Source organism: Anaerolineae bacterium (genome assembly GCA_013178015.1).
GTDB lineage: Bacteria > Chloroflexota > Anaerolineae > DRVO01 > DRVO01 > Ch71.
Window position 1 is genome coordinate 55,269 of record JABLXR010000027.1, and the last position, 20,679, is coordinate 75,947.

A 20,679-nucleotide genomic window follows, 5' to 3' on the forward strand; every position below is an offset into this window, starting at 1 on the left:
TCAGCATGCCGTTTGGGAGGTATCGTGTCTCAAGTGGATGACTACCGGCTGGTGGAACGGGCCATCGGCTACCTGGAGGCCAACTTCATCCGGCAGCCGAGCCTGGCAGAGGTGGCAGCGGCCGTGAACCTGAGCGAGCACCACTTTCACAGGCTGTTCCGTCGTTGGGCCGGCATCAGCCCCAAGCGCTTCCTCCAGTTCCTCACCCTCGAGTACGCCAAGGAGCTGCTGCAGGAGTCGCGGGCGCTGCTTGAGGTGACCTACGAGGCCGGGCTATCCGGCCCGGGCCGACTCCACGACCTATTCGTCACGCTGGAGGCGGTGACCCCGGGCGAATATCGGCGGCGGGGCGATGGGCTGACGATCGAGTACGGGGTGCATCCTTCTCCCTTCGGCTACTGCCTCTTAGCCGCTACGGAGCGGGGCATCTGCGCCCTGCACTTCGTCGATGACGGCGACCCGTCCGCGGCTCTGGCAGAGCTCAGGCACACGTGGCCAGGAGCCCGGCTGGTGGAGAGCCCGGAAAGCACCGGGCGGCTGGCCGAGGCGGCCTTCTCCGGCGACGTGCCTCTGGCCTTGTTCGTCAAGGGCACCAACTTCCAGGTGCAGGTCTGGCGGGCGCTGCTAAGCATCCCTCCCGGCCACGTGCTTTCCTACGAGGATGTGGCGGGCATGATCGGCCGCCCGACGGCATCTCGAGCGGTGGGCAACGCCGTGGGCAGCAACCCGGTGGGCTACCTTATCCCCTGCCACCGGGTGATCCGCAAGACGGGGCGCTTCGGGCACTACGGCGGCGGCCCGCTGCGCAAGCGGGCCATGCTGGGATGGGAGATGGCAGCGCGCGAGCGCGAGGCCACGGAGTAGCTCGGGCGGCACGCCCTCAGCGCCGCCCCGTTCCAGTCCATGGGAGCACTCGCCGGAGCTCGTCGGCGAGCGCAGGTGCGCCAGTCCGTCGGTTGGCGTGGGCAGGGCCAACCGGCGACAATGGGTCTGACCGATGGAGGAGGGCCATGCTCGACTTTGACCGTATCCGGGACGAGGTGCTCGAACTGCTGGGCCCCTACGGGGTCAGGCGCATAGCAGTGTTCGGCTCCGTGGCCCGCGGCGAGGAAGAAGAGGGAAGCGACATTGACATACTGGTCACGTTCGAGCGCCCATTGCGCAAGCCTCTGGGGTTTCGCCTAGCGGGGATAGAACAGGAACTGGGAGAGCGCCTCGGGCGTCGCGTGGATCTCATATCTGAGGAGGCCCTCAGTCCCTACATACGCCCGTACGTTGAAGAGGAAGAAGTAGTGCTCTATGAAGAAGCGAGTTGACGCCGTCTATCTGCATCACATGCTCGACGCTGCCCGCGAGATAGACTCCTTCCTCGCCGGCGTATCTGAAGCGCTGTTCTACCAGAACAGGATGCTACAGAGCGCCGTTGCCCACCAGTTGCAGGTCATTGGTGAAGCCGCCCGGCAGGTGTCAAGGGAGTTCCAGGCTGAGCATCCAGAGGTGCCTTGGTCGGACATCATCGGTACCAGGCACCGCATCGTGCACGACTACCTCAATGTCGACTTGGCGGTAGTGTGGTCGGTGACACAGGAGGACCTGCCGGCGCTGAGAGGCCAGTTGGCCACTATCCTTTCGTCTTTGGAGTCCGACCCCGATGCGTCTTAGAGTCATAGCCTGTGAAGTCCTCGCCCGCCCCCTCTACCTGGCGGCCGCATACTCCCCCCACGTGGTGGACTTCGACCTGGTGGACAAGGGACTGCACAACGAGCCGGACACGCTGCGGAGCGCGCTGCAGCAGCGCATAGACGCCGTGGACGAGTCCCGCTACGATGCCATTGCTCTCGGCTACGCCCTGTGCAGCAATTCCACTGCCGGGCTGATGGCGCGGAGGCTGCCTCTGGTGCTACCTCGCGCCCACGACTGCATCACCCTCTACCTGGGTTCCCGGGCCGCCTACGCCGCCGAGTTCGACGGCCACCCGGGCACTTACTACTACACCGCCGACTACTTCGAGCGGAACTCCGACGGCTCGGTGGCCCTGGGGGCCACCAGCGAGGCGGCCTGGCGCCGTTCCTATGAGGAGTACGTGGAGAAGTATGGCGAGGAGAACGCCGCCTATCTCATGGAGGTGTTGGGCGGCTGGCGCCAACACTACAATCGGGCCGCCTTCATCGCCATGGGCGTGGGCGGCGACCAGCGAGCCGCGGAGGCCGCTCGCCAAGAGGCAGAGAGGAACGGCTGGGCCTTCGAGCAAGTGCAGGGAGACGACACGTTGCTGCGCAAGCTCATCCACGGCCGGTGGGATGCAGACTTCCTCCAGGTCCCGCCGGGGGAAGCGGTCGCTGTAACCTACGACGAAGACATCATCCGTGCCTGCCCGCTGATGACGCGTGATGCGTGACGCGTGATACGTGATGCGTGACACGTGATACGTGACATGTAGCCGCAGTCTCCCCACATGCCGCTACTTACGCATCACGCATCACGCATCACTCCTCACCCCGGTACCCTTCGTCCGCCGGCAGGTCCGGCCGGCTAGCTGCCTGCATTGAGAGTCGGTCGGCGCGCTCGTTCTCGGGATGGCCGGCGTGGCCACGGATCCAGTGGAACCGGACCTCGTGCCGATCCACCAGCTCCAGAAGGCGCTCCCACAGGTCGGGGTTGAGGGCAGGCCGTCCCCGTCCCCGCATCCATCCCTGCGCCCGCCACTTGCGGGCCCAGTTCCTGGTCATGGCGTTGGCCAGGTATTGCGAGTCGGTGTGGATGGTCACCTTCGACGGCCGCTTCAGGGCCTCGAGGCCGACGATGGCCGCCATAAGCTCCATGCGGTTGTTGGTAGTGAGGCGGAATCCCCCGGAGATCTGGCGTTCCTTGCCTCTACACCTGAGGATGACGCCGTATCCACCCGGGCCCGGATTGCCGATGGCGCCACCGTCGGTGAAGATGTCCACGTGAGGCCGGTCATTCGACTCGGGATCCGGCTCCTCTCGTGGCGAACCCTGGGTAGACCCCTTGGCTGCCGAGCCGGCTACCTCGTCGGCGACAGGACAGCTGCGACGCCGCTCGCCGCGGTTCGGGCGGTTAGCGGCAGCGCTACGGGCGTTTGAGAGGGGCAACCGAGACGCTCCTTTCGCCATTGGTTGTGCACCTTAGGTCGCGGGCGCCCCGGAGTATACACCACCCGCGTTGGCTCGCACCTCCGGAAGCGTGGCCGACGAGATGAGGGCATCGCCTCTTGCGCCGGCGGCGGCCGACCGCTACGCTTGGGCTAACATGCCGTTGCTTCCGACATCGGAGCGGCGTGGAGGTGACACAGCTTCCAGCGCCGCTCATGGAGTCTCCCTTTGCCCGTGAGCTATGTGGGTGCGCTCCGCGGCCTGAGCCGCAACGTCCGCCTGGTCTTGCTGGCCGTCGGCCTACAGGGGTTCAGCGTCGCCGGTATCTACGCCGTGCTGCTCAACCTCTTCCTGCTTCGCCTCGGCTACGGCCCCGAGTTTGTGGGCCTCGTCAATGGATCGGGGTTGGCGGCCAGCGCTCTCTTCTGCCTGCCAGCCAGCGCCATGGGACGGCGGTGGGGCAGCCGCCAGGCGATGATGATCGGGGTGCTTCTCACTGCTTTGGGCTACGCGGCGCTGCCCCTGACGCGGCTGCTGCCGCCCGCTGCCGTGCCCGCGGCGCTCATCTCCGCCTACCTCACCGCCAACCTGGGCGGAGCTCTGCGGGCCGTCAACGTGATCCCCTACCTCATGGGTGCCGCGAGGCCCGAGGCGCGCAGCCACGCCTTCTCCCTGGATCACGCCATCACCCCAGGGTCGGCGTTCCTGGGGTCCCTTGTGGGCGGGCTGCTGCCTTCCCTCTTCGCCGCCCGACTGGGCCAAGACCTGTCGAGCCCGGCGCCCTACGGTGCTGCCCTGCTGGTAGGGGCGGTGTGCTTGCTGCCCGCGGCCATCGCCCTCACGGCTGCCCGCGACATTGAGGATGTGCGGCAACCCTCCACTGGCGGCCGCGCCCCCTCGTCCCCCGGCAGTCCCATGCCTCTGGGGCTCATGCTCATCATGGCCCTCGTTCTCATGATACGGGTGGCGGGCGACCGGTCGGTCAGCATCTACTTCAACGTCTACATGGATGACTTCCTGGGCCTGCCCACGCCTCTGATCGGCACCATCACCGCCGCCGGGCAACTGCTGGCCATTCCCGCCGCTCTGACCGCGCCCCTGCTGACCGGCCGACTGGGCAACGGCAAGACCTATGCCCTGGCCGCCCTGGGAATGTCCCTGAGCCTGCTGCCTCTGGCCCTGGTACCCACCTGGCAGGCGGCCGCCTTCAGCTACATCGGCCTGATGACCCTGATCTCGGTAGCCCGGCCGGCTGTCATCGTGCATCAGCAGTCCCTGGTCACACCGGAGTGGCGCAGCACCATGGCCGGGATCCAGCAGATGGGCGTGGCCATCGGGTCCTCCAGCGTGGCCTACGCCGGGGGCTACCTGGCCAGCGCCCATGGCTATCGGGCGGTGTTCCTCATGGGGGCAGCGCTGGTGGCAGCCGGCGCCGGCCTGTTCTGGGCCTACTTCCGCATCCCACGGGGCGAGCTGGCTAGAGAGCAGGCGGCGGAGCCGGCTCTGCCGGCCATGCCGGGTCCCATCGCCGCCGGGCGGGAGGGGTCGTAGGGCGACATCCGGCCTTCAGTGCCCCTCCGTGCGGGCGAAAGCCTCGAAGACGTCTGCCAGCGAGTGGACGATGGCTTGCACCAGAGCTGGGCCCAGCTCCGGCCGCACCAGGGTCGGATCTCCCCACACGCCCGTCTCCGGCCGCTGCTCTCGGTGGGGCGCGGTCATCACCCCCAGCGGCTTCACCGTGCTGCGAGCGTCGGTTGCGGTAGGCACCGACAGATCGGTGGTCGGCAGCCGGTCCAGGTGGACCAGGTCAGGCCGCAGGGCGAGCATACATGTGGTCTCGAAGCCGGCCGAGTGGCCGGGTACCAGCCCCACCTGGCCTGCTCCCGCTGCCTCCAGCGCCGGGCCGGCGACCTCCCAGTAGTCGGTCGCTCCGATCACCGCCCGGTGCTGCGACATCACCTGCCGCACCGCCACCTGCACCACCTCCCGGTTGCCGCCGTGGCCGTTGACCAGCAGGACCCGGCGGAAGCCGTGGCGGATGAGGCTCTGGCACAGGTCGGTAAGCGCGGCCAGGAAGGCGGACACGCTCAGGCTCAGGGTGCCGGGGAAGGCCATGTGGTGCTCGGAGAAGCCGAAGGGCAGCGTCGGTGCCACCGCAATGGGGATGCGATGGCGCACGCGCTCGGCGGCTCTCCTGACGCACTCGCTGAGGATCACCGCGTCGGTGCTCAGGGGCAGATGGGGCCCGTGCTGCTCGGTCGAAGCCACAGGGAGCACCACCAGCGCCCCACGGCCCACCAACTCCCCCACCTCGGGCCAGGTCATCTCGGTCAGCATTACCTTGGCGCTGGAGTCCGCCGTGTTCTCACTCACTGGTCTCTCGCTCCTCGTGGGTCGGCCTGACCACCTGGCAGATCACACCGAAGGCATTGGGTCCGTACTGCTCCCCGGTCAGGGGATGAACGGTGCTGCGGATGTTGTACATGAGCTTCATGGCTCGCATGCGTTCTTCGGGGTCGGGTACCATGGCGCTCTCCTGCATGGCGATGTGGGTCACCCGGCCGGCAAAGAGGTGCCAGGTGCTGGCCTCGTAGAGCGAGTGCTCCCATTCCAGCCGGCACTCTAGGCTCACCAGCGCCTCGGCGATGCGCGGGGCGTTCACCGTGCGGGCTGGCTCCAGGGTGAAGCCGGCGGTGGTGATCTCGTCGGCGGTCAGGGCATTGCAGCGCACCGTCGCCAGGCACTGGCGGTAGTGATCCACGGAAGGGAAGTTGAGGCACCACTCCCCCGTGCGGACGATGTTGTCGTAAGTATGAATGTGACGGAGAAGGGCCAAGAGGGAGGAGTAGTTGCCCTGCTCCCCGATGAGCAAGCCCCAAGAGTGGAGGTTGGCATTGGGCAGTCCGTTGGCCTTCAGGGTGGTTACGATGAAGACGGGGTTGGGCACTGTGACCACGTACTCCAGCCAGGAGAAAACGCGGTACTTCCCGGGCCAGTCCTCGACCAGGTAGTCGGGCTGCTCGATGCCGATCTCGTGTTTCACTATAGCCTCCACTTCCCGCCCCATGGGAAGCGTCCTCTCATTTCGCCGCGCTCCCCCAGAGGCCGGCCTGCAGCGCCGTGCGCGCCGCTCCCCCGGGTCACTGCCTAGCCGCCACCGGATTGTACGCCGCGGCCAGGCGACAGCAAGGCAGCCGATGGGCTATACTGACTTAGTACAGCCCACTGCGCATGTCGCTAACAGGTCAGGCTGCTTCTGGGAGGACGTGACATGGATAAGGTTCGGTTCGCCATTGTCGGTTGCGGCGAGATAGCCGTCCAGACTGCCAAGGGCATGGCCGAGGCGCCTCACGCCGAGATTGTGATGACCATGGACACTCAGCTCTCGCTGGCCCAGGACCTGGCCGAGGCCTACGGCGCCCAGGCCACCGACGATTTCGAGGCCGTGCTGGCCAGCCCTCAGGTAGACGCCGTGTACATCGCCGTCCCCCACGACCTGCATGCTCCCCTGGCCACAGCTGCCGCGCAGGCCAACAAGCATATTCTCCTGGAGAAGCCCATCGCTACCAACGTGGTAGACGCGAAGAAGATCATCCACAACTGCGAGCTGGACAACGTCACCCTCGGCATCGCCTTCATCGCTCAGGTGGACGCCAACTGCGCTCGGGTGCGGCAGCTCATCGAGGAAGGAGTGATCGGGGAGGTGGCCGGAGTGCGCTATGCCGCCCTGGCCGACAAGCCCGACTACTACTGGCACGGCGGCTACACCCGTCGCGTCTACACCGACTGGCGCACCCTGAAGGCCCGGTCGGGCGGCGGCATCCTCATCATGAACCTGATCCATGATTTCAATACCCTGCGCTACGTCACCGGCCTCGAAGTGACGAGGGCGTATGGGGAGTATGGCACCTACGCCACTCCGGTGGAGGTGGAGGACTTGGCCTTCGCTACCTTGCGCTACGACAACGGCGCCATTGGCTCGGTGGAGGCGGGCTCAGCTATCCGGGGAGGCGCGATGGGCGCCGAAAGCGACCGCGTCTTCGGCACCAAAGGGCAGGTCCTGATCGGGCAGCAGATCCAGGTCTACAGCGTGGACGGCAGCTCGGACGTGCCCGCCCGAGAGTGGACGACGATAGACATACCGCAACCATCGGCCCGTCATCGCATCGTGGAGGGCTTCGCCACCGCCCTCTTGGAGGGCAGGCGCCCGCCGGTGACCGGGTTCGACGGGCTCAAGGCGCTGGAGATCGTGGAAGCCATCTACCGCTCCGGCGAGACGGGCACACCGGTCCAGTTGCCGCTCTAGAGCAAGGAATGGAACGCTGATCTACGCTGATCCTCATCTCCTTCTGATCAGTGTAGATCAGCGCCATCTGCGTCCTATTCCCCCCGCTCGCTGTCTCCCCAGGTGCGCTGGACGTACTCCTGCACCGGTCGAATCAGGTTGGTGAGCTCGACCGGCACGACGAACTTTGTGGCCGGGCTGTTGCCCAGCACCGTCAGCGCGTCCAGATACTGGAGGCTCATGGTCTTCTGATCCACCGTACGGGCTACGTTGAAGACCTTCTCCAGCGCCAGAGCGAACCCCTCCGCCTTCAGAATGGCCGCCTCGCGTTCGCCTTGAGCCCGTAGCACCGTAGCCTGCCGCTCGCCGTCGGCCACCTTGATGGCTGCCTCGCGCCGGCCGTCGGCCTCGGTGACCATGGCGCGCCGCTCGCGTTCCGCCGCCAGTTGCCGGTTCATCGCCGCCTGGACCTCCCGCGGCGGAGTGATCTCCCGGATCTCCACGCTGGTCACTTTGACCCCCCAGCGCTCGGTCACCTCGTCCAGCTTGACCCGCAGCACCCGGTTAATGTCCTCCCGCTTGGCCAGCACGTCATCTAGCATGATGTCTCCGATGACGGCGCGCAGGGTGGTTATGGCGATGCCTTGGGAGGCACCGGCAAAGTTGCCCACCTGGACCACGGTGGCCACCGGATCGGTCACTTTGTAGTAGATGAGGAAGTCTATGTCTATGGGCGCGTTGTCTTTGGTGATGCACGTCTGTTTCGGTATCTCCAAGTAGATCTCCCGGAGATCCACGCTCATAGCTCGATCAATGAAGGGGATGAGCAGGACTACCCCGGGGCCGCGCTCCCCTACCACCCGGCCCAGGCGAAACACTACCAGCCTCTGGTACTCGCGCACGATGCGTACCGCCATATAGGCCAGCGGCACCAGCAGAATCAGGACAACGACGATCGCGAAGAGACTCCCCAGCGTTTCAGGCATCGGTGCCTCCCTTGTGCTCCTGTTCCTGTACCCGCCGCACCCGCAGGCGCAGCCCCTCTACCGCGGTGACTTGGATCTTCGCACCCGCCTCCACGGGAGCATCCTCAGCCTCGGCGGTCCAGGTCTCGCTCAGCACCCTCACCACCCCGGTCGGATCGAGAGCAGACTCCGCCACCCCCAGCTTGCCCGTCAGCACCCCTTGCCCCACCAGAGCTTGCCGCCGCTGGGCCCTCACCCCCGCAGTCAGAGCCAGACCGAAGAAGCCCAACACCAGGGCGGTCATGCCCACCGTGAGCCAGGGACTCACCCGTACCTCAGGCATGGCTGGGACGGAAGGGGTGAAGGGACTGAACAACAGCAGTGAACCCAGCACAAAGGCAATGGCCCCGGCGACGGAGAGAGCGAAACCGGACACCTCGATGTCCAGCACGAAGAGGATCACCGCCAGCACGATCAGAGCGATGCCGCCCCAGTTGACGGGCAGACTGCCCAGGGCGACGAAAGCCAGGATGAGGGATACGGCGCCGGTCACTCCCGGAAGTATGGCGCCGGGGTTGTAGAACTCAGCCACCAGGGCGATGGTGCCCAGCGAGAGCAAGATGTAGGCAATGTTGGGGTCTACCAGCGCGTGCACCACCGTCTCGAGGAAGGTCATGGGATAGCGGTCCAGCGGGGCGTCCCCCAGCTCCAGCACCACCTCGCGGCCGGCCACCGACACCGACCGTCCCTCCAGCGCCGTCAAGAGGCTGGGTACGTCGGCCGCGATGAGGTCCACCACCCCCTGCTCCACCGCCTCGGTGGCAGCCAAGGAGGCGCTCTGGCGGACAGCCTCTTCAGCCCACTCGGCGTTGCGGCCCCGTTCTTGGGCAATAGAGCGAAGGTAGGCCACGGCGTCGTTGACCACCTTGCTCTCCATGGTCTCCGACACCTCGCCTTCTCCCAGGCCCACAGGGTGAGCGGCGCCGATGTTGGTGCCGGGTGCCATGGCAGCCACGTGCGCCGCCATGGCAATGAACAGCCCCGCCGAGGCCGCCCGCGCTCCCTGCGGCTCAACGTAGACTACCACCGGGACCCGCGAGTTGAGGATGGACTGCACGATGCTGCGCATGGCGCTATCCAAGCCGCCTGGAGTGTCCATCCGGATGACTACCAGGCGAGCGCCGTACCGCTCCGCCACTGAGATTCCGCGGGAAATGTACTGGGCCAGGAAGGGGTCCACCACCCCCCTGGCCTCTAGCTCCAACACCCCGCCCGGTGTCTGGGCCCAGGCGATGCTCCATGCGGCCAGAAGGGCCAGAAGCACCGCTACCAGGCAGAGGAGGACGGCTTGGCTCGGTTTCCGCACTCGCCCCTGCCCAGGCGAGCTGGAAGGCATGCACGGCCTAACGATCGCGGCCCGATCGAGACCCGCCCAGCACCAACCACGCCTCAAGCGACTCATGCCGGCCTCCCATGAGAGGAGACGGGACCACTCCATCCGCACCAGAACTGTATCATTGTCCTATGGCGCCGGCAAACGGGTATGCTCCCACGGTCGGGGAGCGCTGCGCGCGTCCGAGCGCCACTGCGCCTGGGGGCACGGACCCCTCACGAGAGAGAACGAACCACCCCTGAGGAGTTCGCGCGCCCACCCGCGCAAGGACCTCCACGGCACGCATGCCCGTCGGGGTGCCGCCGCGCCTGGGACACACGGACTCCTCAAGAGAGACTCGACCCGACCAGGATGCCATCGCCTCGTTCCCCCCACCGGCCGAAGGGCCGGCTCTGCAGGCGCTACCTTCGGGGTTCTCCTGAGCCGGGTCCCGCCCGAAGGCTCGTCACCCGATGGTGGGCTGTCACGTCCATCGTCTGCATCCAATGCCGCCCTCATGGATGCTCCAGGCTAGCGCCTGCCACTCCGGCCGAAGACAGGGAGACTCTCCTCCCCTCCCCACGTCTGCCTGTGTCGCTTGTCCCCTTCCCATGTACAATAGCGGCAGGAGGTAGACCACATGGAGTACACCCGCATCACCGTCAACCCCAACCAGATGGGTGGCATGCCTTGCATACGCGGCCTGCGCATTCCTGTGGCTACGGTCGTGGCCATGGTCGCTGACGGCCTCAGCCCCGAGGAGATACTGGCCGCCTACCCAGATCTGGAACGCGAGGACATCCGCGAGGCCCTCCTCTTCGCTGCCGAAGCGGTGCGCGAGCGGGAGCTCCCGCTGGTACGGGTGGCATGAGATTCCTGGTGGACAACGCCCTCTCGCCCGTGGTGGCAGCGGGCCTGCGCGCCCACGGTCATGATGCCGTTCACGTGCGCGACTATGGCATGCAGGCAGCCGAGGACGAGGCCGTCTTCGCCCGGGCCGCCGCCGAGGGTCGGGTGCTCGTCTCAGCTGACACGGATTTCGCCACCCTGCTTGCCCTGCGGCGCCAGCGCCAGCCTTCTGTCATTCTCTTTCGCCGCGGCACAGAGAGGTCACCCGAGAGGCAGCTGGCGTTGCTGCTAGCCAACCTCGATGCCGTCACTACACCGCTCCTGGAAGGCAGCGTCGTGCTCTTCGAGCAGGCCCGCATCCGCATTCGCTCCCTACCCATCGGTGGTCAGCAGGACGGATAACCGTTCCCTCTTCCCGCGGCCCCATTCGCCCGCTCAGGCGCGATGGATCCCTGACACCGTACACCCCTCTCTGGGTGCCGCCGAGCCTTGGGGGCGCGGACTCCTCAGAGGGGAGCAACCAAGCAACCCCGAGGAGTGCGCGCGCCCACTGTGAGAGCGCCCCAGGAGCAGACGTCCCCGTCCCACGGCCACCAGGCCAGGGGGCGCTGCGCACTTGGGGACAGAGCGCGCGTGGGCGCGCGCACTCCTCCAAGGAAGGTGTACCTGCGATGCAGTCCGTGCTTGCTCTCGTAGTCCGAGCGCAGCTAAGGCCCTGAGCGGCGGTGCCGGTCGGCATCCGTTCCCCGATCCTGAGCTGTCGGCCGTCCCCAGGGCGCTGCAGGCCTACAGCCCGATCACAGGCAACCCCGGCCAGAGGTCATTCGGCGCCTGACATGATGTCTGTCAGGATCCCTTGACAGGTTGCCGCCAGCCTGATAGCCTCAGCTTTGGCGGCCGCTTGGCCGTCTTGAGTTAGCAGCCGCGGGCGGCGACAGCCTGGTGCTTCCTCGGGCGCGTCGCCTTCGGCGGAGGTTACGTTCGTGTTAGGGAGGCACCAGAGATGAGATCGGTAGTCTTGTGGAACCGCAGTACTCCGCGGAGAATTGGTCTAGCCGCGCTCGTGTTGGCCGCCTGTCTGGCCCTTCCGGCGACCGCGCTCGCCCAGGGACCAGGCAGAGGCCCCGGCATGGGTCCGGGGATGATGGGCCCTGGCATGGGTCCCCAGCTCGGCTATGGCCTCGGACAGCTATCGGGCTATGGAGCGGTGGTACTCGGGGCAATAGCCGAGGCTCTGGGCATGGCTCCGGCCGACCTCAGCGCTCGGCTTCAGGCAGGGGCCACGCTTTCGGAGCTGGCCCAGGAGCAGGATGTGTCCCCGGACGAAGTCATCTCTAGCGCCCTGGACGCCGTGAGTCGGCTGGTGGACCGGCAGGTGTCACAGGGCCAGCTCAGCCAGATGCAGGGTGAGCTCATCCTGGCCCAGATCGAGAGCCAGCTCCGGGCCCAGCTGGACCTGCCCGGCGTATGGGGACTTCTGGGTCAAGGCTTCACCGGGATGTACCATTCGCCGATGCTGATCCAGGCTTCGCGCAGCCTCGACCTGAGCCTGACCGAGCTAGTGAGCCGACTGCAGATGGGAGCCACCGTCGCCGATCTGGCCGCGGAGCAAGGAGTGGACCTGGAGCAGGACATCATCGAGCCTCTCCTGGAGCCAGAGCGGGCTCGCTTGCAGGTGATGCTCGACATGGACTTCATCGCCCAGCCTCAGGCCGACGCCGAGCTGGCCGTCGCCCGGAACCGGCTGCTGTGCCAGGCTTACATGGTCGGGGGCGTCTTCGGCTATGGCATGGGCATGGGAATGGGCTACGGCCCGGGCATGGGAGGTATGGGCGGCTGGCCCTGGGGCATGATGGGGTGCCCTTACTGCGGTTGGTGGTAGCGGCCAAGCCTGCCCAGGCGGCACCGCAGACGAGCCAGAAGGCCGGGACTGCTCCCGGCCTTCTGGCTATTTCGCGGTGGCGATGCGCATGATGACGTTGCCCTCGGGGTCGGGGCAGATCACCAGGCTGTCGTGCTTGAGCCAGTCATTCTCCGGCAGCGGCCGCTGCTTTGCCGGCAGGAGCGGTAGCACCGCCTGCAGGGCGTAGAGGCAGAAGCCCTGCTTCGGCGGGATGTAGATCCGCCCGCTGCGCAGCTCGAAGCGGTGGCCCACCTCCATCCCGGCCCCGCAGCGACCGCGAACTCGGGCCACGGTCACCTCCAGGTCCTCCAGGGGCTCATCCGGCACCACCTCCGGCATGGGCGAGGCAATGAAGGCAGGGGCCCGTCCCCGCTCGCCCTCACCCACCACCTCGAAGAGCACCCTGCCCTTGGGGTCCGGGCACTGGAAGCGCTTGTCCTGGGGCAGCAGTGGATCGTCGGACCCACGAGCGGCAGCGCGACCGGCAATAATCGGCATCAGGCTCTGCAGGGCCCAGATGCAGACGAACCCACCCTGGGGGATGCTTATCACCCCGTCGCTCACCTCGAAGTAGTCGCCGGCCTTGACTGGCGGGCAGGCAGTACACTTCCCCTGCACCTCCGTCACGGCCACTCTCAGGTTGGCCACCGGTCTGTCCTCCCTCACATCGTACTCACCAACGCGCCTGATGCGGTGCAGTTGGACGTCATTCGCGCACTCTGCGGAGGGCAGCCAGGCCCTCGGCCTCCAGGCCCAACTCCAGCAGCTTCTCTCGGGTAGGAAGGCCGGTCGTGGCCTCCCACCCCCGGGCCCGGTAGTACTCGTCCAGCATTGGCCCCAGCTCCAGTACGGAACCGGTGCTCTCTCCACAGCCCTCAGGCAGAGGCTCCTCCAGGAACCTTCGGGGCAGGGTATCGTCCCGGCGAGAGATGCCCTCGCGGGCGTTGAAGAGGCGCTCCAGGTTGACGATGCGTTCTCCGATTCGCCGCACCTCTTCCCCGGTAATATCCCATCCGGTGGCCGCCTGCAGCAGCTCTGCCGTAGCCTCCCAGTCCAGCACTTCCATGTTGTTGTATGTGTTCTTGCATATGCCCAGGGCATCGGAGATGGCGGCCATCTCCTCGAAGTGCTTCACCACCAGCCCCTTGCCCTTGTACTCCAGCCGGAAGGCCGTCTCTGGGATGCCGTAGCGGCGGATGCCCTCCTCCCGGTCGCCGGAAAACTCGAACCAGGGCTCCGAGCGCAGGTGATCCGCCCCCCGGCTGGCCACGGCGTTGCCCAGGCCATAGGCCTTGATGGTGCGCACGTCGGCCTGGAACACCTCCAGCCCCTTGCCATGCAGGGCAAACTCCTGGCCCCGGCCCAGCCGCTCGGCCGCTGTCCTCACCCCGTCGGCGAGCACGTCCCCGAACCCTTCCCGGCGGGCCACCTTGTGAATGAGAGCGATCACAGCCTCCCCGTTACCCCAGGACAGATCCAGCCCGTCCATCTCCTCGGTGGTGAGCAATCCCCGCTGCCGGCACTCCATAGACCAGGCGATCACCTCGCTTAGGGCAATGGCATCAATCCCGTAGCGGTTGGCCAGGTCCACGCACTTGAGCGCCAGCGCCAGGTCGGGGTTACCCACCCGGGCGCTGAAGCCCGCCAGGGGCTCGTACTCGGGCCCCTCCAGGCGCAGCTCGGGAAAGCGCTGGTCCCGCACTTCCAGGAAGCGGCTGCAGGGGATGGTACAGGCGAAGCAGGCCTTGCTCTTCACCTTGTAGCGGGCCTCGATGGCCTCTCCGCTGACGGCGTCAGCGGCTTCGAACCGGCCGTGCTGGAAGTGGCGGGTGGGCAGGCCGCCGATGGCGTCCAGGGCCTTGATCAGCTTGGTGGTGCCCAGCCGGCTACGAACCTCGTACTCCGGGTGGGAGTAGATGGCCTCGTCCAGGCGGGCGATGATCTCCCGGAAGCGGCGCATGTCCGCCACGGTGATGAAACCCGTCCCCCGCACTGCCACCGCCTTCAGGTTCTTGGAGGCCATCACCGTGCCCATGCCAGTGCGGGCCACCGGGCGGTTGAGGTTGACGAAGATGCCGGCGAAGCGGACCCCGTTCTCCGCCCCCTGGCCGATGGTGGCCACTTGCACGTCCGGATCGCCCAGCTCCTCCTTGATGGCGGCCGTGGCCTCCCACACGTCCATCCCCCATAGATGACGGGCGTCGCGCACTTCCACCACGTCGTCCCGCACGTACAGGTAGACCGGGTGGGGTGCCCGGCCCCGCAGCACGATCTGGTCGTAGCCGGCGAACCTCAGCTCGGGGGCGAAGAACCCGCCCGCGTTGCCGTCGCCCAAGATGCCCGTCTGGGGCGACATGCCGCTGATGTTGAACCGGGCCCCGCCGGGGAACAGCGTCCCCACCAGCGGGCCCGCCCCGAAGACCAGGAGGTTGTCGGGCGAAAGGCCATCGGTGTGGGCCGGCACTTCGTCCCACAGCCGCTTGACGTTGAGCCCCCGCCCGCCCAGGTAGACACGGGCCAAGCCCGCCTCGGTCGGGCGGCGCTCGATGCTGCCGTCCGTCAGGTCTACTCGCAGAATAGAGCCGCCGTATGAGTACAATTGCCTCGCTCCGTCTCTGATACGTGATGCGTGATGCGTGACTCGTGACCTATGACTTGTGGTGAACGCCTATCACGTATCACGCATCACGCATCACGGGCCGAGTGCCAGAATCTCTCGGTCACCGAAGTGCCACATTTGCCCGGTCAGTTATGCTAGTGACATCCAGGGCAGGAGGCAATAGCATGGCCAAAAGGGGACCCACGAGCGCAGGCGGCAGCAGATGGTGGAGGCCGTGCGCCAGGGCCAGTCGCTGCGCTCGGTGGCGAGAGGCTTTGGGGTGGCACTGAGCACGCTGCAGTATTGGGTGAAGCGGGCGGAGGGTAAGCCAGTGGAGCTGGTGGACTGGACAAGCCACAGTCCCGGGCCAAAGCACCCACCTAGCCGCTGCAGCCAGGAGCTTGAGGACATGGTGCTTGAGGCACGCCGCTACCTCAAAGAGGAGGATGCCCTTGGCTACCACGGCGCTCTGGCCATCAGGGGCTACCTGCTTGAGCTTGGCCTGAAGCCGCCCAGTGAGCGCACCATCAACCGCATCCTCGAACGCCGCGGCGCCTTCGATGGCACCCGCCGCCAGCGTTTCCTCGCCCCTCCTCGCGGCTGGTACCTGCCTGAGGTGGCAGAGGGGCGCTTGGAGCTGGACCTTTGGGATAGGATCGAGGGCCTGGTGATAAAGGGCGGGCCTGAGGTTGAGGTGCTCAACGTCATCTCTCTTCATGGCCGTCTGGCCGGCTCCTTTCCCAAGGAGAACCTCACCGCTGTCTTGGTGCGCCAAGGCCTGCTTGAGCACTGGCATAGGTGGGGCCTTCCTGGCTACGCTCAGTTTGACAATGACACCCTCTTTCAGGGACCGCACCAGCATGCCGACACCATCGGCTCCGTCAGCCGCCTTTGCCTGTGCCTGGGCGTCGTGCCCGTGTTTGTGCCCCCGGGCGAGCTGGGCTTTCAAGGTCCCATCGAGCACTTCAATGGCGACTGGCAGACCCACGTCTGGCACCGCTTCCAGCACGAGTCCTTGACCGGGCTGGTGGGCCAGTCCGACCTCTACCTCACCAGGCATCAGGCTCGCACCGCCCATCGCCGGGAAGGCGCTCCCCAAAGGCGTCCCTTCCCCCATGACTTCCAGCTCGACCTGCAGGCTCATCCCACTGGCCAGATGATCTACCTCCGTCGCAGCAATGACTACGGCCAGGTCTCCTTGCTCGGTCACACCTTCCCCGTTGATGCCCACTGGACTCAGCGGCTAGTGCGCTGCCAGGTACACCTCGACGAAGGTGTGATCCGCTTCTATGCCCTGCGCCGCCGAGCCCCGCAGACGCAGCCTCTCCTGAGGGAGTTGCCCTACCAACTGCCCCGGAGACACTTCCGTGAGTGACCGACGAATTGTGGCACTTCCGCGTTACTGTAATGACCGACCAATTGTGGCACTTGGCCTATCACGCATCACGCATCACGTGTCACCCGATAGGTGAGGTAGAGCATGAGCGATATGTTGGGCAGGCTGGCAGGACGGGCGGAGCAGGCCGAGGTCTTCGAGATTGACAGCGAGTCCACTTCGGTGGGCTTCGAGGCCAACAAGCTCAAGTCGTTCGAGGTGAACCAGACCCGGGGCGTCGCCTTGCGGGTGGTGAAGGATGGTCGGCTGGGCTTCGCTGCTTCGAGCGATATGGAGGCAGACGATCGCCTGATCGAGAACGCCCTCGAATCGGCCCAGCACGGGGATCCGGTGCCGGTGCGCTTTCCCGGGCCGGCTCGGGGGCCGGACGTTGAGGTCTACGACCCGCGCCTGGCCGAGCTTCCCACCGACGGGCTGATCGAGGTAGGTCGGGAGATGATTGCCACCATCACCGAGGGAGACGACAAGGCTCTGGTGAGGGTAGAACTGCAGCGGCAGGTACGCAGCACGGTAGTACGCAACAGCAATGGCGGAGAGGTCTCCACCCTCAAGTCACCGTTCTCCTTCGCGCTGCTGGTGGAGCGAGTGCAGCAGGACGACGTGCTGCTGGTGCATCGCTTCTACAGCACTGCTTCCTGGAGTGAGGAGTACCGCGCTGTGGCCCAGGCGCTGGCGGAGCAGCTTCGCCTGGCACGGGAGATCACGACGCTGCGGTCGGGGCGGATGCCGGTGTTGTTCTCGCCCCCAGGCGCAGTGGTGCTGGGACTGCCCTTGATGCTGGGCCTGAACGGCAAGGACGTCTACCGGGGCATCTCCCCCATGGCGGGGAAGGTGGGAGAGAAGCTCTTTGACGAGAAGCTGACCCTGGTGGATGACCCGACGATCAACGGCCGCCCGGGCAGTGCCTCCCACGACGACGAGGGTGTTCCGCACCGGCGCAACGTGCTGATAGATGGGGGCGTGGTCTGCGGGTTCCTCTATGACCTCAAGACGGCGGTTCAGGCTGGGGCTGAGCCTACCGGCAACGGCGAGCGAGGGCTCTTCTCACCCCCGTCGCCGTCCTTCACCAATTTGGTGCTGCAGGCAGGGACGACGCCGGTGCGGGAGATCATCCGCGGGCTGGATGAGGCGCTGCTGGTGGAGAGCCCGCTGGGGGTGGGGCAGGGCAACGTCATGAGCGGGGCTTTCTCCAACAGCCTAAGCCTAGCGTTCAAGATCGAGAAAGGCGAAATCATCGGGCGGGTCAAGGACGTATCTATCGCCGGCAACGTCTACACCGACCTCAAGCGGATCGAGGCCCTCAGCCGGGAGGCGGAATGGGTGTATGGCGGGATGCAGCTCCCCTACATCCTGCTGCCGGCACTCAACGTGGTGACGAAGGCGTGAGGCCGCCAGAGCGCCCCTGATCTGGGCCGCGTCCGACTGTCGGCACGCTCACGCAACCCGCGCGTAGTCGCGGGTGATGCTGTCTGCATCAGCCGGCCTCAGAAGCCTGGAGGCTCGGAGTCCCGGTAGGCGGCTCTGAGCCTCCCGAGGCTACTCCACCGTGATCTCGGTGTACACCGGGTACTGCTTACCGTCCAGGTCCTCCACTACGAAGCCGACCACATAGGAGCCGGCGGCCGCGTCCATGTCGACCCAGGTGAAAGGCCGGTCGCCGAAGGTGAGGGTGGGCCCCCTCTCGGTGGCGGGCGTCGCCGCGCCGCCGTCCGTAGCCAGGTCCAGCCACTGCTCCAATGCGGTGAATGTGTCCCCCGGCTCCGGCATGATCTCCCAGGGCGACCCGGTGAACCCCTCGCCCTTGAAGGCGAAGACTTGCTCCAGGGCGCCGTGGCGGAAGAACAGCCGGGCAGCACGGGATTCCCCGTCGTCGGCGTAGGTGAAAATGCCGTCCACGGTATAGACCGCTTCCTCGAATGACCTGCCATAGGTGTGAGGCCGGAATAGGGCCGGCACCCGTTGAGTGCCGTCGTCTATGGCGAAGACGATAGGCTCCCACTCAAACTCCATGGTGAACTCACCTTCGGGCCAGACGGGATAGTAGACGCCGCTGAGCTCGCGAGTGTCGGGGCTCTCGAGGTAGTCCTGGTCCAGCATGTTGATCGAGTTGGCCTCCCGATCAAGGTAGCCGACCAAAAGCTTGACGTAGCCGAGGTTCTCGCCGGCGATGTCCACGGAGAGCAGGACCGGTCTGCCGGGCGCGGCCGTCGGACTGGACGCCCTGATGGCCGAGACCCGGATGCCGCCTCGGGCCGGGCCGCCGACTGGGGCGGCATCGGCGGGGCGGGTAGCGCCCCTCTCGGCCAGGTCGAACTGGCGGCCGGTGTAGTGATAGGCCAGGAACTCGTCCCACAGGGATTCCTGGGCAAAGCGGCTGGCCAACCCTAGGTATGATGGATAGCCGCTGACGGGGTTCTGGTAGAGGTCTGAGTTGGGGAAGTAGACGGACATGCCGGTGGCGCCGGGCTTGTCCGGACCGTGCCGCTCGGCAATCACGGCCTGGCTGAGTGCGGCCATGAGACTGTTGGCGGCGTCCACAACCGCTTCGTCCCGGGTGTTCTGCGCCACCAGCTGGGCGAAGTGGCCGAGGTCAATGTACGAGGGAGGCACCTGAGTGCCGAAGATGCTGGTGAAGGACTGAGTGTAGCTGCGGGCCTGTGCCACCGGCCTCTGGTTTGACTGCTGCATCTGGTAGGCGAGCTGGTTCAGCCCATTCATCACCTGGGGCAGCGCCGCCAGATCCACCACTGAGAGGGTGACGTTGGCACCTAGCCTGGCCGCCAGGTCGCTAGCCGATGGCGCCAGGGAGCTGAAGAGCCCGCGACCACCCCCCACGAGCTCCTGGCGAGCCTGGTCATCTACGATACGTTCGTCGTCCTCGATGTAGCTGTCCACGATGTAGCGGCCAAGCTCCGCCCCGCCTACGTTGGGGTTCCGCTGCAATTCGCTCAGGAAGCTGGCATAGGCCCAGCCCAGGGCCGGTTCGGTCTCTTGGGACGCTACGGCATAGCGAGCGTGCGGTTCCAGGGCGCTGAAGACCTCGAGGTGACCCATGAGGCAGGCATCCAGTCCGATTAGCTCGAACTTGTCCAGCCCGGTCTGCCTCCGGATCTCGCCCAACGCCTCGTCCAGTTCATCGAGGTACAGGTAGTCGCCTAGACGCTGCGCCAGCGGGACATCGGCGCCGTGCGGGCCGGATGCCGTGGGATCGCTCCAGCCGCCCGGCCAGCCCATGCCATGGTCCGACATGATCAGGGCGTACTTGTCGGCGGGGTAGGTCTGCATCGCCCAGATCACGAAGTCCACCAGGGTCTGCCCGTCGGCATGGTTCAGCTCCCCCAGGTCGGCCAGTTCTGGCGAGCGCAGCGCGTTCAGGTCGTCATCCTGAGTCACGTAGAAGCGCTTGGATGAAGTCCAGTCGCCATCACCGGAGTAGCCGCCGCGGAAGCGATCGAGCTGGCTGACTACCTGCACGGCATCGGTAGATCCGGCCCGCTCGGCTTCGTTGAGGTCCACGTAGATGTCTCGCTCGAGGACCTTGTCATCGGCGTCCTGATAGAGCATGATCAGCCACTTCTCGCCGGGCGCGGCGGTGGCGGCTATCACCGGCGCACGGGTCGGAGCCGGGGTGGCGGGGGGCTGCGTGGGCTGCGAGACTCCGCTCTGGTCTTCCGCCACGGGGCCAGGCCCGTCGACGGAGTCGCCGATGCCTCCGATTCCCCCACACTGCCGGCAGAGGAACAGGAAGACGACGACCACCAGCAGCAGACCGATGATGGGTAGGGAGAGCTTCCCGCCCGGCAGTAGCCCGCCCCCACCTCCGGGCGGGGTGCCGCCCGGGGGGGGGCCGCCTGCGGGGGGCGGAGATTGGCCGCGGTCTCGCTCGCGGCGGGGCGCCTCTGCTCGCTCTCGCTCACCTGCGGGAGAGGTTGGGCGCCGACGCCGCCTGACCCTCACCGTCTCCTTCTGGTTCGAGTCGCTCTGGGCAAACGCCCTCCATGTGCCAGTCGGCCCGAGGGCGCTCGAGCTGCTGTCACTCGCCAGAACCGACGACAGTTCTGGAACCAGGACCCGGATGTAGCCGGGCAACTTGCCAGGCATGGGGTTCTCCTATCTCATTGGTGACCACGACTCTTCCAACTCGGATGCCAACTGTCTCGAACGCCATTCGGAATGCAGGGCGGATTATACGCCTTC

General features: G+C 66.4%; 19 protein-coding genes. 11 read left to right on the forward strand and 8 right to left on the reverse strand.

Going from position 1 to position 20,679, the window contains the following annotated elements; genetic code table 11:
- Positions 1 to 21: 21 nt before the first annotated feature.
- The 4 genes from HPY83_11610 to HPY83_11625 all read left to right on the forward strand — a co-directional run bounded on the left by HPY83_11610 (position 22) and on the right by HPY83_11625 (position 2,398).
- On the forward strand, positions 22 to 864 hold the full coding sequence (locus tag HPY83_11610) for a methylated-DNA--[protein]-cysteine S-methyltransferase (protein NPV08590.1): 843 nt from the start codon (positions 22 to 24) through the stop codon (positions 862 to 864).
- A gap of 146 nt (positions 865 to 1,010) precedes the next feature.
- On the forward strand, positions 1,011 to 1,316 hold the full coding sequence (locus HPY83_11615) for a nucleotidyltransferase family protein (protein ID NPV08591.1): 306 nt from the start codon (positions 1,011 to 1,013) through the stop codon (positions 1,314 to 1,316).
- A complete protein-coding gene (locus tag HPY83_11620; GenBank protein NPV08592.1) occupies positions 1,300 to 1,662 on the forward strand; it encodes a DUF86 domain-containing protein in 363 nt (120 codons plus the stop codon). The genes HPY83_11615 and HPY83_11620 overlap by 17 nt, the downstream gene beginning before the upstream one ends.
- Complete coding sequence (locus HPY83_11625; GenBank protein NPV08593.1) at positions 1,652 to 2,398, forward strand: DUF1638 domain-containing protein; 747 nt, start codon at positions 1,652 to 1,654, stop codon at positions 2,396 to 2,398. Before HPY83_11620 ends, HPY83_11625 begins: the two co-directional genes overlap by 11 nt.
- An 88-nt stretch (positions 2,399 to 2,486) precedes the next feature.
- On the opposite strand, the gene rnhA is transcribed toward HPY83_11625, so the two are convergent.
- Complete coding sequence (gene rnhA / locus HPY83_11630; GenBank protein NPV08594.1) at positions 2,487 to 3,134, reverse strand: ribonuclease HI; 648 nt, start codon at positions 3,132 to 3,134, stop codon at positions 2,487 to 2,489.
- Between the two features lie 207 nt (positions 3,135 to 3,341).
- Between rnhA and HPY83_11635 the strand changes: the two genes are divergently transcribed.
- A complete protein-coding gene (locus HPY83_11635; GenBank protein NPV08595.1) occupies positions 3,342 to 4,664 on the forward strand; it encodes an MFS transporter in 1,323 nt (440 codons plus the stop codon).
- A gap of 15 nt (positions 4,665 to 4,679) precedes the next feature.
- Here the strand turns inward: HPY83_11635 and HPY83_11640 are convergent, their stop codons facing one another.
- Together HPY83_11640 and HPY83_11645 are read right to left on the reverse strand one after the other, a co-directional pair.
- Positions 4,680 to 5,486, reverse strand: coding sequence for a creatininase family protein (locus tag HPY83_11640; GenBank protein ID NPV08596.1), 807 nt, complete (start codon positions 5,484 to 5,486; stop codon positions 4,680 to 4,682).
- Positions 5,479 to 6,156 (reverse strand): hypothetical protein, encoded by a 678-nt coding sequence (locus HPY83_11645; protein NPV08597.1) that lies wholly within the window; start codon positions 6,154 to 6,156, stop codon positions 5,479 to 5,481. The genes HPY83_11640 and HPY83_11645 overlap by 8 nt, the downstream gene beginning before the upstream one ends.
- Positions 6,157 to 6,384: 228 nt before the next feature.
- On the opposite strand from HPY83_11645, the gene HPY83_11650 reads away from it, so the two are divergent.
- A complete protein-coding gene (locus HPY83_11650; protein NPV08598.1) occupies positions 6,385 to 7,419 on the forward strand; it encodes a Gfo/Idh/MocA family oxidoreductase in 1,035 nt (344 codons plus the stop codon).
- Between the two features lie 74 nt (positions 7,420 to 7,493).
- On the opposite strand, the gene HPY83_11655 is transcribed toward HPY83_11650, so the two are convergent.
- Together HPY83_11655 and HPY83_11660 are read right to left on the reverse strand one after the other, a co-directional pair.
- Complete coding sequence (locus tag HPY83_11655) at positions 7,494 to 8,384, reverse strand: SPFH/Band 7/PHB domain protein (protein NPV08599.1); 891 nt, start codon at positions 8,382 to 8,384, stop codon at positions 7,494 to 7,496.
- Positions 8,377 to 9,729: a nodulation protein NfeD gene (locus HPY83_11660; GenBank protein NPV08600.1), complete on the reverse strand. Its 1,353-nt coding sequence runs from the start codon at positions 9,727 to 9,729 to the stop codon at positions 8,377 to 8,379. The genes HPY83_11655 and HPY83_11660 overlap by 8 nt, the downstream gene beginning before the upstream one ends.
- Before the next feature lie 646 nt (positions 9,730 to 10,375).
- On the opposite strand from HPY83_11660, the gene HPY83_11665 reads away from it, so the two are divergent.
- From HPY83_11665 to HPY83_11675, 3 genes are all read left to right on the forward strand, one after another.
- Positions 10,376 to 10,606, forward strand: coding sequence for a DUF433 domain-containing protein (locus HPY83_11665; protein NPV08601.1), 231 nt, complete (start codon positions 10,376 to 10,378; stop codon positions 10,604 to 10,606).
- A complete protein-coding gene (locus HPY83_11670; GenBank protein ID NPV08602.1) occupies positions 10,603 to 10,986 on the forward strand; it encodes a DUF5615 family PIN-like protein in 384 nt (127 codons plus the stop codon). The genes HPY83_11665 and HPY83_11670 overlap by 4 nt, the downstream gene beginning before the upstream one ends.
- A gap of 601 nt (positions 10,987 to 11,587) precedes the next feature.
- Positions 11,588 to 12,466, forward strand: coding sequence for a hypothetical protein (locus HPY83_11675; protein ID NPV08603.1), 879 nt, complete (start codon positions 11,588 to 11,590; stop codon positions 12,464 to 12,466).
- Positions 12,467 to 12,532: 66 nt separating this feature from the next.
- Here HPY83_11675 and HPY83_11680 read toward each other — a convergent pair whose 3' ends face one another.
- Positions 12,533 to 13,135 (reverse strand): TIGR04076 family protein, encoded by a 603-nt coding sequence (locus HPY83_11680; protein NPV08604.1) that lies wholly within the window; start codon positions 13,133 to 13,135, stop codon positions 12,533 to 12,535.
- A 58-nt stretch (positions 13,136 to 13,193) separates the two neighbouring features.
- On the reverse strand, positions 13,194 to 15,086 hold the full coding sequence (locus HPY83_11685) for an aldehyde ferredoxin oxidoreductase family protein (GenBank protein ID NPV08605.1): 1,893 nt from the start codon (positions 15,084 to 15,086) through the stop codon (positions 13,194 to 13,196).
- A gap of 223 nt (positions 15,087 to 15,309) precedes the next feature.
- Between HPY83_11685 and HPY83_11690 the strand changes: the two genes are divergently transcribed.
- Positions 15,310 to 16,461 (forward strand): hypothetical protein, encoded by a 1,152-nt coding sequence (locus tag HPY83_11690; GenBank protein ID NPV08606.1) that lies wholly within the window; start codon positions 15,310 to 15,312, stop codon positions 16,459 to 16,461.
- A gap of 105 nt (positions 16,462 to 16,566) precedes the next feature.
- Positions 16,567 to 17,868 (forward strand): TldD/PmbA family protein, encoded by a 1,302-nt coding sequence (locus tag HPY83_11695; GenBank protein ID NPV08607.1) that lies wholly within the window; start codon positions 16,567 to 16,569, stop codon positions 17,866 to 17,868.
- A 150-nt stretch (positions 17,869 to 18,018) separates the two neighbouring features.
- Here HPY83_11695 and HPY83_11700 read toward each other — a convergent pair whose 3' ends face one another.
- The gene (locus HPY83_11700; protein NPV08608.1) at positions 18,019 to 20,583 is read right to left on the reverse strand and encodes a hypothetical protein; all 2,565 of its coding nucleotides are present in this window, start codon (positions 20,581 to 20,583) and stop codon (positions 18,019 to 18,021) included.
- Positions 20,584 to 20,679 lie beyond the last annotated feature (96 nt).